The 14,780-nt window shown below is 72.9% G+C and carries 13 protein-coding genes and 1 pseudogene; 6 read left to right on the top strand and 8 right to left on the bottom strand.

Features of this window, described 5'->3' with window-relative positions:
* Positions 1-2 precede the first annotated feature (2 nt).
* Positions 3-650 (top strand): annotated as a pseudogene (locus OP04_RS56765) (AfsR/SARP family transcriptional regulator); the annotation flags it as partial.
* Between the two features lie 49 nt (positions 651-699).
* Positions 700-2,586, top strand: coding sequence for a tetratricopeptide repeat protein (locus OP04_RS07455; RefSeq protein ID WP_051797239.1), 1,887 nt, complete (start codon positions 700-702; stop codon positions 2,584-2,586).
* Between the two features lie 10 nt (positions 2,587-2,596).
* Here OP04_RS07455 and OP04_RS07450 read toward each other — a convergent pair whose 3' ends face one another.
* The 3 genes from OP04_RS07450 to OP04_RS07440 all read right to left on the bottom strand — a co-directional run bounded on the left by OP04_RS07450 (position 2,597) and on the right by OP04_RS07440 (position 5,203).
* Positions 2,597-3,139 carry a sugar O-acetyltransferase gene (locus tag OP04_RS07450; RefSeq protein ID WP_198153762.1) on the bottom strand — a complete coding sequence of 181 codons (543 nt, stop codon included), beginning with the start codon at positions 3,137-3,139 and terminating at the stop codon, positions 2,597-2,599.
* Positions 3,140-3,212: 73 nt separating this feature from the next.
* Entirely contained in the window at positions 3,213-4,097 is an 885-nt protein-coding gene (locus tag OP04_RS07445) for an aminoglycoside phosphotransferase family protein (RefSeq protein WP_033338786.1), read from the bottom strand.
* A 272-nt stretch (positions 4,098-4,369) separates the two neighbouring features.
* Entirely contained in the window at positions 4,370-5,203 is an 834-nt protein-coding gene (locus OP04_RS07440) for an AfsR/SARP family transcriptional regulator (RefSeq protein ID WP_051797238.1), read from the bottom strand.
* Positions 5,204-5,421: 218 nt separating this feature from the next.
* Between OP04_RS07440 and OP04_RS07435 the strand changes: the two genes are divergently transcribed.
* The 4 genes from OP04_RS07435 (at position 5,422) to OP04_RS49270 (ending at position 9,377) form a co-directional block, all read left to right on the top strand.
* Positions 5,422-6,597 (top strand): AMP-binding protein, encoded by a 1,176-nt coding sequence (locus OP04_RS07435; RefSeq protein WP_051797237.1) that lies wholly within the window; start codon positions 5,422-5,424, stop codon positions 6,595-6,597.
* Positions 6,598-6,696: 99 nt separating this feature from the next.
* Complete coding sequence (locus OP04_RS07430) at positions 6,697-7,518, top strand: SAM-dependent methyltransferase (protein WP_051797236.1); 822 nt, start codon at positions 6,697-6,699, stop codon at positions 7,516-7,518.
* A gap of 30 nt (positions 7,519-7,548) precedes the next feature.
* Positions 7,549-7,917 (top strand): effector-associated constant component EACC1, encoded by a 369-nt coding sequence (locus OP04_RS49275; protein WP_051797235.1) that lies wholly within the window; start codon positions 7,549-7,551, stop codon positions 7,915-7,917.
* Positions 7,914-9,377: a caspase family protein gene (locus tag OP04_RS49270; RefSeq protein WP_051797234.1), complete on the top strand. Its 1,464-nt coding sequence runs from the start codon at positions 7,914-7,916 to the stop codon at positions 9,375-9,377. The genes OP04_RS49275 and OP04_RS49270 overlap by 4 nt, the downstream gene beginning before the upstream one ends.
* Here OP04_RS49270 and OP04_RS07415 read toward each other — a convergent pair.
* The 5 genes from OP04_RS07415 to OP04_RS07395 all read right to left on the bottom strand — a co-directional run bounded on the left by OP04_RS07415 (position 9,374) and on the right by OP04_RS07395 (position 14,771).
* On the bottom strand, positions 9,374-10,066 hold the full coding sequence (locus OP04_RS07415; protein ID WP_033338785.1) for a class I SAM-dependent methyltransferase: 693 nt from the start codon (positions 10,064-10,066) through the stop codon (positions 9,374-9,376). The two genes, OP04_RS49270 and OP04_RS07415, sit on opposite strands and share 4 nt — an antisense overlap.
* Positions 10,067-10,283: 217 nt before the next feature.
* Positions 10,284-11,342 (bottom strand): hypothetical protein, encoded by a 1,059-nt coding sequence (locus OP04_RS07410; RefSeq protein WP_033338784.1) that lies wholly within the window; start codon positions 11,340-11,342, stop codon positions 10,284-10,286.
* A gap of 69 nt (positions 11,343-11,411) precedes the next feature.
* Positions 11,412-12,611: a pectate lyase gene (locus OP04_RS07405; RefSeq protein WP_033338783.1), complete on the bottom strand. Its 1,200-nt coding sequence runs from the start codon at positions 12,609-12,611 to the stop codon at positions 11,412-11,414.
* A 303-nt stretch (positions 12,612-12,914) separates the two neighbouring features.
* Positions 12,915-14,090: a M20 metallopeptidase family protein gene (locus tag OP04_RS07400; RefSeq protein ID WP_033339060.1), complete on the bottom strand. Its 1,176-nt coding sequence runs from the start codon at positions 14,088-14,090 to the stop codon at positions 12,915-12,917.
* A gap of 60 nt (positions 14,091-14,150) precedes the next feature.
* Positions 14,151-14,771 carry a TetR/AcrR family transcriptional regulator gene (locus tag OP04_RS07395; protein ID WP_033338782.1) on the bottom strand — a complete coding sequence of 207 codons (621 nt, stop codon included), beginning with the start codon at positions 14,769-14,771 and terminating at the stop codon, positions 14,151-14,153.
* Positions 14,772-14,780 lie beyond the last annotated feature (9 nt).

The following is a 14,780-nucleotide window of genomic DNA, read 5'->3' as shown; positions in this document are numbered from 1 at the left end:
GGGTGCCGACATGGTTCGAGGTGCTCGGCCCGGTCCGCGGGCTGCGCGACGGCGCGGAGCTGGAACTGGGCTCGCCGCAACAGCGCGCGTTGCTGGCCGTGCTGATCGCGGCCGCGGGCGAGCCCGTCGCGGCCGGCCTCATCTCGGACGTGCTCTGGTCCGGTGAGCCCCCGCAGGCCGCGGCCGCCACCGTGCAGCAGTACGTGTCCCGGCTGCGCCGCGTGGCCGGGCCGATCGGGCGTACCGCGGCCGGCTACCGGCTGACCGTCGACTCCGACCTGAGCCGCTACCGTGCGTTCCTCGACCAGGCGCGCGAGCTGGTCACTGCCGGTCGCCCGGAGGCGGCGGTGGACGCGTACGCGGCCGCGCTCGGGCTCTGGACCGGCCGGGCCGCGACCGGGCTGGCACCGGAGACGCGCGCCCACCCGATCTTCGCCGGCCTGGACCGCGACCACGCGGCCGTGCTCGCCGAGGCCGCGGACGTCGCGCTCGGCTGCGACCGCGGCGCCGTGCTCGCGGCCGTGCTCGGCCGGGCCGTGGCCTGGCACCCGTACGACGAGGGCCTGCACGCCCGGCTGCTCCGCGCGCTCGCGGCGGCCGGGCGCACGGACGAGGCGCTGGACCACTACCGGCACACCCGCACCCGCCTCGTCGACGAGCTCGGCATCGAGCCCGGCCCGCTGCTGCGCGACGCCCACCGTGACCTGCTCGCCGCGCCGGTCCGGCCCGCCCAGCTGCCCGCGCCGCCCGCCGCGTTCACCGGCCGGTCCCTGGAGCTGGACCGGCTGGCCGGTCGAGGCGCTGCACGGCTTCCTCGAGGCGCTCGGCGTGCCGCGCGGCAACCAGCCGTCCACGCTGGACGGGCTGGCCGCGCTCTACCGCAGCGTGGTCGCCGGCCGCCGGATCCTGGTCGTGCTGGACAACGCGCGCGACGACGAGCAGGTCCGGCCACTGCTGCCGGGCACGGCCGGCTGCGCCGTGCTGGTGACCAGCCGCAGCTACCTGGGCGGGCTCGCGGTCGACGAGGACGCGCGCTCGGTCGGCCTGGACGTGTTCCGGGACGCGGACGCGCTCGCCTACCTGCGCGCCCGCCTCGGCACCGCGCGCGTCGACGCGGAGCCCTGGGCGGCCGCGGAGATCATCCGGATGTGCGGCGGGCTGCCGCTCGCGCTCGCGATCTGCGCGGCCTGGACCGAGCGCAGCCGGACGTACACGCTGGCCACGGTCGCGGCCGAGCTCCGCCGCCGGGACGGGCTGGACGCGTTCGCCGCCGTCAACGCGGGACGGGACGTGCGTACCGTGTTCTCCTGGTCCTATCGGCGGTTGAGCCCGGACGCGGCCGAGCTGTTCCGCAGGCTCGGCCGGCACCCCGGACCGGACGGGTCGCTGGCCACCGCGATCAGCGTGGCCGGCCGCGGCTCCTCCGAGACGCTCGCGCTGCTCGGCGAGCTCACCGACGCGCAGCTGCTCAGCGAGCCACGGCCCGGCCGGTACGCCGCGCACGACCTGGTCCGGGCCTACGCGGCGGAGATCTCCGGGGACGAGCCCGCGCTCGACCGCGTCCTCGACCACTACCTGCACTCGCTGGTCGCGGCCGCGGGGCTGGCCAACCCGTACCGGCGGCAGCTCGACGCGGGCACACCGGCTCCCGGCGTCGTTCCGGTCACGTTCACAGACGTACCCGATGCGGTCGCCTGGTTCGAGGTGGAACGCGAGAACCTGCGCGCCGCGCTCGACGCCGCGGACCGGGCGCGCCTCGACCGCTACGTGCTGCTCATCTGCTGGGGCATGAACGGCTTCCTCCTCGACCACCTCGGACGGTGGGACGAGGCGATCCCGGTCGCCCGCCGCGCGCTCGCGGTCGCCCGGCGCACCGGTGACCTGTGGTGGCGCGGCTACCTGCACAACGTGCTCGGCAACTGCCACCACCGCATCGGCGACCACGACGAGGCCCACCGCGAATGGTCGCTGACCGCGGACGTGGGGCGCGAGGCGGACGACCCGATCCGCATCGCGATCGGCCTCGGCGGCATGGGCAGCGCGCTCACCGAACGCGACGACTGGCCGTCCGGCGAGAACATCGAGAAGGCCGCCGGGTACGCCGACGAGATCCGCGTCCTGCTCACCGCGCTCGACCGGGAGGGCCCGCCCGGCCGCGACGACCCGCGCACCACGCACGCGCGGGACATGCTCGGCTTCACCTACCGGCTCACGTCGCTGCGCGTCATGCACCGCACCGGCGACGTCGAGGCCGCGGTGGCGGACCGCGCGGCCGGCATCGCGATCCACGAGAGCATCGAGAACTGGCTGCAGGTCCAGGTCGGCTGGATGCAGATCGGCCGGCTGCGGGAACACGCCGGGGACCTGGCCGGGGCCGCGGGCGCCTACGCGGAGGCGCTCGCGCGGCAGCGCCACGACGAGTGGATCACGGCGGAGCTGCTGGTCCGGCTGGCCAGCTGCCACGCCCGGCTCGGCGACGCCGGGGCGGCCGGGCACTACCGGGCGCGGGCGCTCCGCCGCCTCGACGACGTCTACCACCCGGCCGCCGGCCTGCTCCGGGCACGGCTGGACGCGGCGTTCGCCTGAGGCCCACGCCCTAGTTCAGCCGCTTGCGGACGACCGCGGTCGGGCCGGTGACCAGCGTGTCCGGCGGCACGTCCCGGGAGACGACGGTGCCGGCGCCGACCACGGAGTTGCGGCCGATCGTGACGCCGGGCAGCACGGTCGAGGCCGCGCCGAGCCACACGTTCTCCTCCAGCACGATCGGCGCCGTGACGATGAACTCGCGCCGCTCCGCCAGCACGACCGGGTGCCCGCCGGTGATCAGATTGGCCTTGGGCCCGATCATGACCCCTTTCCCGAGCCGGATCCCGCCCTCGTCCATGAACGTGCATCCCTGGTTGACGAACACCTGCTCCGCGAACTCGGTCCCGAGCCCGTACTCCGTAAAGAAAGGCGGATAAATCGTGACATTGTCGGGAAGGGGGCGGCCGAAGATCTCCGCGAACAGCGCCGCACGCCCGTCCTCGTCGGCGAACGGCAACACATTGAGTCGCGAGGTCAGATCGGTCACGTGCCGGATCCGCGCCGCATAGCGGGCGAACTCCGGCGTCCTGACGTACATACGCTGCTCGGCCATCCGCCGATCCCACCGAACGCCGCCGCCCGCGATCAAACAACCGCCACGCCGCGCGCCCACAACCGCAGGTTGCCTAACCGGTCAGGCGTCTCAGCGCGGCGAGCGCGGGCGGCCCCCAGGTGGGCTTGCCGCCGGTCCGGCCGTGATCGCCGTTGTCGCCGATCAGGATGCCGCTCACCGCGCGTGCCATCGCCCAGCCACGGGCGCGGCGCAGCGTGGCGTCGTCCGGTGCCGGCCGGTAGGCCGCGTGGAACAGTGCGATCTCGCCCTCCGGCAGCAGCAGCCACGCGGCCGACAGGTCATAGGCCGGATCACCCGCGCACAGATCCCCGAAGTCGATCACGCCACACAGCGCGCCGCCCTCGGTGAGCACATTGGCCGGATGCAGGTCCGCGTGCAGCCACAGCGCCGGCCCGTCCCACGCCGGCGCCGCGACCGCATCGTCCCAGACCGCGCGGACCGCACCCGGATCCTTGATCAGACTTCGCTGCGTGAGGTGCGCCAGCCCGCGGGCGAACTGCTCCGTGAGCGCACCCAGCGGCCCACCCCGGTCCCGTCCCGTCGGCGCATCATCCGGCGCGGCCCGGTGAAGCGCGGTCAGAAAGCCCGCCAGCGCCTCGCCCCCGCCACGCGTGATCGGCGCCCGATCCGCCGGCACCCCCGGCACCCAGGTCGTGACCAGCCACGGCCGCGGAAACAACACCGACGGCTCCCCGAACCGCTGCGGCACCGGAACCGGCAGCGTCAACCGCGGCGCGATCCCCGGCACCCAGGCGAACTCCTTGCGCAGCAGCCCGTCCGCCCCCTCGGTCGCCCACGGCAGCCGTACCGCCAGCTCGTCCCCGAGCCGCCACAGCTGGTTGTCCCACCCCCGCGCCCCGAGCCGCACCGGCAGCCCCGCAAGATCCGCATGCTGCTCGCGCACCAGCCCACGCACCAGTTCCGCGGTTATCTCCATGCCCCGGAACCCTAGCCTCGGCAGAACCCCGTGGGCCGACCTGCGGGGTTCGGAAGACTCCGCTTGCCTCCCGGCATCGGAGCCGGTTTCCGCTGTGGCCGGGACAAGCGCGCGAGTCCCGCTGGGCCTGCGGCCGACCATCTAACCTGCTATTTCACGAAATTTCGGGCAGCAGCTGCGCGGAGGGTCGCGTCCTGGGCGGGGCGGGAGATCGGTAAATGGCGGTCCAGGCGTCCTACCCGCATTGAGGACGCCTGGACCGCCGGTGGGATTTACAGGCCGGTGCGGCGGCGGTGGCGGCGGGGGCGGAGCGGGACCGCCATACCGCCGGGGCGCTGGCTGCCGGAACGGGGCGCGGGCGTGCGCGGGGTCGGGGGCAGGACGGCCGGGAGGACCAGGTCGGGGTCGGCGGCGAGGATGCGGCGGTGGGCGGCCTGGAGCGCGGCGCCGGGGTCGATGCCGAGCTCGTCCGCGAGGAGCAGGCGGACGTGCTGGTAGACCGCGAGCGCGTCGGCCTGGCGGCCGGCCTGGTAGAGCGCGAGCATGAGCAGCTCGTGCACGCGCTCGCGCAGCGGGTGCTCGTCGGCCAGTGCCATCAGCTCGGGGATGGCCTCGTCGGCGTGCCCGAGCTCGACCTCGGCGGCCAGCAGGTCGATGCGCGCGCCCAGGATCTGCTGTTCGAGGCGGGTGCGCTGGGCGTCGGCGTAGGGTCCGCCGGCGCCGGAGAGCGGGCGGCCCCGGTGCAGGACGACCGCGGCGCGCAGCGACTCGGCGGCCTCGGCCGTGTCACCGCGGCGGCGGGCGTCGCGCGCTTCGCTCACCTGATCGAAGAAAACGGTTACATCGATCGCCTCACGATCGACGGGAAGCGCGTAGCCACCGCCGATGGACACGATCGTGGCCGCGTCGCGCAGCAGCGTGCGCAGCCGCGACAGGTAGGTGCGGACGGTGTTGACGGCGCTGCGCGGCGGTTCGTCCCCCCAGACGGCCGCCACGAGCTCGTCCACGGTCACCATGGCGCCCTCGCGCAGCAGCAGCGCGGCCAGCACGGTCCGCTGTTGAGGCGAGCCGAGCGGCAGCTCGACGGCGCCGTCCCAGGCGCGCACCGGCCCGAGCAGAGCGAAACGTATCCCCCCAGATGCCATTTTGTCTGTATCCCCCCAAATCCCACACGATGTGTGTCCACCGGTAGTCCGGTGGACGTTATGCACGTTAAGGGGATGGACAGGTCAACCACTGAGCAAAAACTGAACGCGCCGCTCAGGGCGTACAGATCATGGGGTTGTCATGCGATCGTCGATCGGCCGATGGTGGTTTGAGGGTCATGACCATCCCGGCCGCACCGGCTCGCTCCGCCGACATCCTGACGGCTGTCCTGTCCAACGACTCGCACGCCGTCGCGTTACGGTTCGGCGATCGCGGCTGGACGTGGCGTGCGTTCGCGGCCCGGGTGCGGGCGGCCGCCGGCATGCTGGACACGCTCGGCGTGCGGCCCGGCGACCGGGTGGCGCACCTGTCCGGCAACGCCCCGGCCGTGGTGGAGATCGCGCTGGCCTGTGCCTGGATCGGCGCGGTCTACGTGCCGATCGGCGGGCGCGCGACCGAGGGCCAGGCCGCCTACATCGTGGACGACTGCGCCGCGCCGGTCCTGCTGTGCGGCGACGGGCGGGCGGACCGGATGCGGCGCGTGCGCGTGCTGATGCCGCACCTGCGCGAGCTGGTCGACATGGAGCGCAGCTACGAGATGCTGCTGGCCGACGCGCCCCCGGTCACCCACCGCGCCATGGTGACCGGCCGGGAGCCGTTCTGCCAGCTGTACGCGTCCGGCCGCAACGGCTTCCCGCGCGGCGCCGTGATCACGCACGCGTCGATGGCCGCGGTCTGCGACGCGCTCGCGGACGCGATCGGCCTGGACTCCACCGGCGTCAGCCTCATCGCCGCGCCGATGTCCCGGGTGGCCGCGTTCTCACAGGCCCTGATGGGGGTACGCCACGGCGCGCAGACCGTGATCCTGCCCGCGCCGCGCGCCGCCGCGGTGCTGGACGCGATCGAGGAGTCCCGGGTCACCCACACGTTCGTGGTGCCGACGCTGCTGGCCGCGATGGCCGCCGAGCCGGGCGTCACCGAGCGTGACCTGAGCAGCGTGGCGAACGTGGCGTACGGCGGCGCGCCCATGCCACCGTCCATGATCCGCGCCTGCGCGTCGGTGCTGCGCGTGCCGTTGCTGCAGGTCTACGGCCTGACCGAGGCCGCGGGCGCGACGACCGTGCTGGCCCCGGCCGACCACCTCGACGACACCCGGGTCGGTTCGGTCGGGCGGCCGCTGCCCGGCGTACGGCTGCGGATCGTCGACGGTGAGGTGCAGGTGTCCACGCCGCGCGCGATGACGTCCTACTGGCGCCAGCCGGAGGAGACGGCCACGGTGCTGACCGGAGACGGCTGGCTACGTACCGGTGACACCGGGCATCTGGACGCGGACGGGTACCTGTACCTCGTGTGATTTTCGGCGGTTCGGTGGGGTCCATCCGGTCCACACAGGACTTAAGATCACGTCCGCGGCCGATGTGCGACCGCGGACGAGTGCTTACGGAGGATCTCGGTGGAACGTCGTGACGAGGAAGCTCGCGGGCTCGACCTGCGGACCGACCGGGCGCACGGCGCGCGGATCTACGACTACATCCTGGGTGGCAAGGACAACTTCGCGGTCGACCGCGAGGCCGGCGAGAACTCGCTGAAGATCTGGCCCTCGCTCAAGCCGCACATGCAGGCCAACCGCGCGTTCATGCACCGGGTGGCCCGCTACCTGGCCACCGAGCACGGCATCCGCCAGTTCCTCGACATCGGCACCGGCCTGCCCACCCCGCCGAACCTGCACCAGATCGTGCAGGAGGTCGACCCGACCGCGCAGGTCGTCTACACGGACAACGACCCGCTGGTGCTGGCGCACGCGCGCGCCCTGATGCTGGGCACGACCGAGGGCCGCACGGCGTACATCGACGCGGACATGCGCGACCCCCAGACGATCATCTCCGCGCCCGAGTTCCAGGGCACGCTGGACCTGAACAAGCCGGTCGGCCTGCTGCTCATCGCGATCGTGCACTTCATCGAGGACGACGAGGAGGCCCTGCGCGTCGTCCGCCAGGTGCTCGACGTGCTGCCGTCCGGCAGCTTCCTGGCCATGTCGATCGCCACCGACGAGTTCGACCCGATCCCGCTGGCCCAGGTCCAGCGCGAGTACAACCGGCTCGGCGAGACGCTGATCTTCCGCAACCGCGACACCGCGCTGCGCTTCTTCGACGGCCTGGAGATCGTCGAGCCCGGCCTGGTCCAGGTGCACAAGTGGCGCCCGGACGGCACCGAGCCCGAGGGCGTCCGCGACAGCGACATCGCGATGTACGGGGCGATCGCCCGCAAGCCCTAGGCGTTGATGGACTGCGATATAACGGGGTGTATGTCACACCCCGTCACCATCGCGGTCACCTCCGACGACGACGACCGCCGTGACCTCCACCGGTGGTTGCGGCGCGAGCCGGAGCTACGCGGCCGCGTCCGTGAGCAGCCCGGATCGCCACGGCCCGGCACCATGGGCACCGGCGTCGAGCTGCTGCTCGTCGCGCTCGGCAGCGGCGGCGCGATCGCGGTGCTGATCCAGTCCGTGGCCGGCTGGCTCAACGCCCGCCGGCCGGACGTCACCGTGCGCATCGAGGTCACCGACCGCTGGTCCGTCGAGCTGGACGTGGCCCGCGCCCGCGACGAACGGCAGGTCGCCGCGCTCATCGAGTCCGTGCTGGCCCGCCTCGACGACCCACCGGCGCCGTGACCAGGCCGGACCCGGCACGGTCGGTCGCGGTCCTGATCGGGACCGCCACCCACCGGGCGCCGGAGCTGCCGCCGCTGGCCGCGGTCGGGAACAACCTGACCGAGCTGGCCCGGGTCCTGTCCGGGCCGGCGGTCGGCCTGGTCACCGCGGACGGCATCGCGGAGCTGCTGGACGCGGCAAGCCCGCAGGAGGCCGCGACCGCGCTGCTCGACCGCGCGGAGGAGGCGGAGGATCTGCTGCTCGTCTACTTCGCCGGGCACGGGCTGCTCGACGAGAACGGCGACCTCCACCTCGCGCTGCACGGCACCGACCCGCGGCCGGAACGGCTGGGCATCACGGCGCTGCCGTTCGCGATGGTCAACCGGGCGATCCGGGAGAGCCCGGCGCGTACCCGCGTGCTGATCCTGGACTGTTGCTTCTCCGGGCTGGCCGTGGCCGCGATGTCCAGCGCGGAGGCCGAGTCGCTGGTCGCGGACAGCACGCGGGTCGAGGGCACCTACACGCTGACGGCCACGGCGGGGAACGCGCTGGCGCTGGCCCCGCCCGGCGAGTACTACACGGCGTTCACCGGTGAGCTGATCCGGCTGCTGCGGGACACCGCGGCCACGGAGGATCTGACGCTGGCCGGGGCGTACCGGCATCTCGCCGCCGTGCTGCCCGCGCACGGGCATCCGCGTCCGCAGCAGCGCAACACCAACGGCGCCGGCGACCTCGTGCTACGGCCCGGGGAGCCGGAGGCGCCGGCGCCGGAAGACGCCCCCGTCCCCGCCGTGATCGCCGCGCCGGAGCCGCCGCCGGACGAGCTGCGCCGTCCCCGGAACCCGCTGCATCCGCTGCACTTCCGGCGTCAGGCCCTGCGCTGGTTGTGGTGTGTGCTGCCGCTGGTCGCGATCTGGGTCCTCTGGGCCGGTCTCACCATGGGCGAACAGTCCCCGCGTCTCTGGGCCGCCGAGCTCGTCGTGCTGGTCGTGCTGTTCCTGGCCGCGCTGGGGTTCATGCTGCGGACCGGCGAGACCGACGTCGCGACCAGGTTCTTCTGGGGCGTGCTGGGTTTCGGCGCCGTCGCGTTCTACGTCGCGCCGATCGTCGTGCCGCCGTTCGCGCTGCTGCTCATCAGCGCCGTGGCCTGGTTCTACGCGGTCGGCGGCCTCGCCCGCGCCTACCGCCGTCAGGTGCTGCGCCGCTTCGTGATCCGCCTCGACCGGCACGGCCTCCGGGTCACCGAGGGGCGCGACGAGTACTACCTGCCCTGGCACCGCCTCGAACGGGTGTGGACGGAACGGAACCGGCTCTGCGTCTCGTTCCGCCCCGGCTACCCCGCGATCGACGAGATCACCTACTCCTCCCGGCTGGGCGGCTACGTGCTCGCCGACCTGCGCATGTTCACCGTGCCCGCGGACCGGATCGATCTCGCGCTGGCCCACTTCGCCGGCCCCGCCTTCCGCCGCGCCGGGCGTTAGGCGCCCTGGCGGCGGGTGGCGGTGAGTGACCAGACCGGCACCAGGACCCGGCCGTGCGCGTCCGCGGTGAGCGTTCCGGAGGTGGGCCCGTCCGCCGCCTGCCCGAGGATCGCGGCGGCGCGGACGCGCAGCTCGTCGACGGTGTCCGTGGTGGTGTAGAGCGCGTTCTCGAGCCGGTCGACGGTCCAGTGCGGCGCGAGCGTGTCCCGCAGGTTCGCCTCGGTGACCAGGTATTGCGTCGGGAACAGGCCGCGCGCCTCCGGGGAGAAGCACAGCACGTGCAGCCGGGCGCCGGGCCGGGTCGCGCCGTGCAGCGTGGCCGCGTACCGCCGGCGGTCCTCGTCGCCCAGGCAGTGGTAGAGCGCGCAGTCGAGCACCGTGTCGTAGCGGGCCTCGCGCGCATCCAGCGTCAACGCGTCCGCGACGTCGAACGGGACCTCCGGCGCCCTGGTCCGCGCCTGCACGATCGCGGACGGCGCGAGATCGAGCCCGATCACCCGCACCCCACGCGACGCGAGAAACACCGTGTTCCCACCGAGCCCGCACCCGATGTCGGCCACGTCGCCGCTGAACCCGCCCGCCTCCGCCAGCCGGACCACCTCCGGCTGCGGCCCGCCGATGTCCCACGGCATCGGCGGCGCGCCCACCACGTCGTACATCCGCTCGAACGACTCCCGCCCGATCGTCATGCCCCCACCCCGTCCCTCGGGCCGCACGAGCGTCCATCGTAGACCGGCAGCCCGCCTACCAGGGGAAAGTCGTCACATTCCAATGCAAAAGATCTATATATTCCCACTTCGCGGTGGTTGCGGTCCGCACGCTCCCGCGGGCACCGGTCGTCGCTGGCGCTCCTCCCTTCCGCTCCCGCGCCACACCGGTTTCACGCAAAGACCCGCCCGGGGCCGTTCAGCGCACCATCAGGTCATCGTGCGCGGCGAGGTCGGCTTCGAGGATGTGGCCGGCGGTGCGGATGAAGAGGCGGCTGCCGCGCGCGCTGATCACACGGAAATCCTCCACCGGGCGCCCGGCCGGATCGGTCAGCGGCACGGGGCCGTGCGGGACGACGGCGTCGCCCCGGAGGCGGCACTCGGTCAGCTGGGACTGCTTCCCGTGCCCGCTGACGTAGACGACCACGTCGTCCTGGACGAGCACGGCGCGGATGCGGCTGATCGGCGCGGGCCGGTACGCCCGTACCCGGGTGTCCGTGATCCGGACCAGCGGGTAGTACGGGAAGTAGCAGGTCCAGACCGTGCGGTCGCCGACGTTCAGCGCGTAGCAGTCGGCCATGTCGGCGAGTCCGCTCGACGGCCAATGTGACCACAGCCGCCGGCCGTACTCGTCGAAGCGGGTGATCCCGCCCGCGCTCAACGGGTCCCCGCTGTAGATGCCCTCGTCGATGTATCCGGCCCAGATGGTACCCGGCGCGTCGACGAGGAGGTGGCCGATGCCGTCACCGAGCCGGAACGCGCGCAGCGGCCGACCGGCATCGTCGAACACCTGCGCGTTTTCGCGCGGCGCCTGAAACGGCGGGGTGATGCAGCGCGACTGGGCCAGCAGGAGTTCCGCTCCCGGCAGCAGGTCCACCCGGCTGGGCGCGATCGTCACCCCGTCCAGCGGGATCTCGCGCCAGCCGTCCGCGGCGGAGTGCAGGTGGACCCGCGCCCGTGGCTCCCGGAGCCGGGCGGACGGCGCCGAGACCGCGACCAGTTCACCGTGGACGGTCGCGTTGAGCGCGACGAGTTCCTCCCCCTCCGGTGAGGCGGGCAGGGCGACGCGTCGGTGGCATCGCAACGTACGCATCATGATCTTGTACCACGCCCGGGACCACGACGGCTCGGGAGGCAGGGTTCCGCTCGCACACCACACAGGCCCGGAACGCAGACCCGTGCGCAGGTGGTGGCCGGCGGGGAGAGGCTCGATGTCGTAGACGTCGAGGGCGGCACCGGCGCTGACCCGCGCGTTCACCCGCCGCGAGGGGACGAGCCCCGGCGCGTGGAGAGCGGGGCGCCCACCGGGTGCCCCGCTCCGGAACGCCTATCTGAACGTGATGTCGCTGCGGTTCACCTTGCAGTTGGCGTCGTTCCAGCCCTCGCCGAGGTAGCTCGGCTCGTCGCCCTTGCTGACGCCCTTGTACTTGCCGCAGACCGTGGCCGATCCGACGATCGTGACGCGCGTGATCGTCGCGGTGTCACCCCAGTTGCTGTTGATGCCGGCGACCATGTCGATGTCGTCCAGCAGCACGTTGTCGATCTTCACGTGCCGGGTGTACGAGCTGGTGCAGTTGCCGCAGCCCCGGTACAGCTTGCCGGAGCCCTTCAGGTAGAAGCCGCTGATGCTCACGGTGCCGTTGCCGTTGTGCTGGAACGTCTTGTCGCTGCCGTTCCGCGCGCCGCCGCCGATGACGTAGGACGTGCCGCCGCCGGTGCCCTTGAACGTCGCCGCGTCCTCGCCGATGTCGTTCCACCAGACGTTGCGCAGCGTGCAGGTGCCCTCGCAGTGCACGCCGTCGCCGGCCGGTGAGCCGAGGATGACGTTCTGCAGCGTACCCCCATTGGCGATCTTGAACATGGGGTCCTGCGACTCGCTCTGCGAGCCGTCACCGATGCAGCAGTAGGTCTTCATCCCGCCGTCGAACGTGCCGGACACGCTGACCGTCCCGGAGATGCTCACCGACCCCTGCGACGACGGCCACGAGCCGGTCGGTGTGCCGGATCCGCCGGTGGGGGTCGGGGTCGGCGCCGATGTGGTCGGCCCGCCGGTCGGGTTCGAGGTGCCGCCCGCGTAGGTCTCGAACTCCGCGATCCGCGGCGCGCCGGACGCGCCGGTGATGTCCAGCGTGACCTTCTTCAGCGACGCCGAGGAGAACGAGATCGTGCTCGGGCTGCCGCTGCCGCTGGTCAGCACGGATCCGCTGTCCGCGTTGAGCAGCCGCCACGCGCTGATCGACCCGCCGCCGGACGCCTGCTGGATGACGACGCTGCTGATCGTCGTCGCGCTGCTCCACTTGACCGAGATCTGCCCCGTCGACCCGTCCGGCGACCAGTAGGTGCTGGTGTTGCCGTCCTTGACGTTGCCGTAACTGGTGCCGCTGGCCTTGCTGGACCCGTCCGCGCCGCCGCCGAGGCTCAGGTTCGTGTCCGCGGCCCAGGCTTGCGGCAGCGACAGCATGACCGCGGCGCCCACTGCGGCGATGGCCCCTCCCGTTACCCACCGGAGGGCTACTGGTCGTCTCATCCTTGTCTCACCTTCATGATCAGGAATTGCGCCGGCGCCACACCGCTTCCAGACTGGAAAGCGCATTCCTGGGGAGAATAGATACAGCTCGATAGAAAGCGCAAGTGCTGATGCCGAGGTCGCGGGCCTGCCGGTCGCTCCGATCGCGACGGCTCGCCGCGTATCGCAGTGGAAGACCTTTTAAGGGCATATTCCCGCTTTCGCGGTGGTTCGGTTCCGCATGCTCCCGCGGGCACCGGTCGTCGCCGGCGCTCCTCCCTGCCGGGTCCGTGGGTGGCGGGGAAACCCGTACGGGCGCTCGCGTCATGCTCCCAGCCGGGCGGTCAGCAGGCTGGTCATGGCGCGGACGCCGTGGCCGATCGCGCGCTCGTCGGCGGCGAAGTCGGGGGCGTGCGGCGCGCCGTTGATCCCGGTCTCCGCGTCCGCGACGCCGAGATAGAACTGCGCCCCCGGCGCCTCGTCGAGGAACAGCGCGAAGTCCTCGCAGTTGTAGGGCCAGGACGCGCGCCCCCACAGCACCGACTCCGCCCCCAGGGCCGCGCTCAGATGCCGCCCGGCCGCGATGCTGAGCTCGGCCGAGTTCACCAGCGCCGGAAACGGATCGGCCGGGAACTCGACGCGTCCACCGGCGTCCGCGGCCAGCCGCCCGAGCCGTGCACGCAGCTCCGGGAACCGTTCCTGAGGCCAGACCCGCAGCAGCACGTTGGCGACCGGCCACCCCTCGGGCGTCCGCTCGGTCCACTGTGCGATGCCCACGGACTCCTGGATCGACGCCGCGATCCCGGGATCCAGCACCGCCCGGAAGCGCGCGTGATATTCCGCGACGCTCCGCGGGTACGCGATGGTGCCGAGCGCCGCCACCTCGGCCACGACGGCCGCGACCGTCGCGTCGTCGCTGCCCGGCAGCACCATCCGGACGTGGTCGAGCCCCGGCAGCCCGTACCCCGGCGAGACCGTGACGGTGCCCGCGGGAAACGGTGCACAGTGCAGCGCATAGAACTCACGCGGCGCGAGCCCCTGCACGATCCCGGTCCCGAGCATCGCCCGCGCGCCCCGCAGCGGCTCCTCGGCCGGCTGGAAGACGAACACGAGCCGTCCGTGTACCGGTCCGCGGGCCGGCGTCCGGGCGACACCGACGCCGATCGCGGTATGCAGGTCGTGTCCGCACAGGTGCGCGGCGCCCGGCACGCGCGAGGCGAAGCCCTCGTCGAAGGCCCGGTCGGACCTCGGGAACGGCAGTGCTCCCGTGCGTGTGTCGACCGCGTCCATGTCCGCCCGGTACGCCACCGTCGGCCCCTCCGCGGCCCCGTCGAGCACCGCGACGACCCCGTGCCCGCCGACCCCGGTCGTCACCTCGAGCCCGGCGGCCCGCAGCTGCTCCGCCACCAGCCCGGCCGTCTCCCGTTCCTCCCCGGCCGGCTCGGGGCGCCGGTGAATCTCCCGCCGCAGCGCGATCAGATCATCGTCGATATTCGTCACCGTCGAATCTTGCGCACAGCTGCCGTCCTCCCGCACCACCATTTCGGCCGGGAGGGCCGGTCAGCGGGCGCCCGGCGTCACGCCGTAGACCAGGCGCAGGATCGCGTCGGTGAGCGTGTCCAGCAGCGCGTCCTCGTCGGCGGCGCCGGGATTGGCGTAGACGTCGGCGAACATGGTGCTGCGCAGGTGGACGGCCATCTTGGCCAGCAGGTCGGCCGGGCCGTCGACGGTGAGACCGGCGCGGGCGTCCCGCCGGATGCGGGCGGCGAAGGCGGAGCAGCCCTGGTCGATCATGCGGTCGCGGACCTGCAGCACGTCGGGGCCGGGGTCGGGCGTGATGAAGGCCTCGCGCAGCCAGCGGCCGTCGACCTTCCAGCGGGCCAGGCCGGCGGCCAGGCCACGGCGCAGCGCGCCCCGGTCGAGGCCGTCGGAGGCGAGCCACTCGGCCATCTCCAGGTCGGCCTCGGCGATGTTCTGATCGACGAGCGCGGCGAGCAGCGCCTGCTTGGACTCGAAGTAGAAGTAGAAGCCGGAGCGGGCGATGCCGGCGGCCCCGGCCAGCTCGTCGACCGTGACCTGACTGATCGACTTGTCGCGGAACACGGCCCGCGCGGCGTCGACCAGGGCCTGCTCCCGCTGGTCGCCCTTGGTGGGGGCGCGGCGACTCTTGACGGCTGGCACGGCGCCGAT

Origin of the sequence: Catenuloplanes japonicus (assembly GCF_000717135.1) — a bacterium.
GTDB classification, from domain to species: Bacteria; Actinomycetota; Actinomycetes; order Mycobacteriales; family Micromonosporaceae; genus Catenuloplanes; species Catenuloplanes japonicus.
This window is presented reverse-complemented; position numbering and strand designations above follow the sequence as displayed.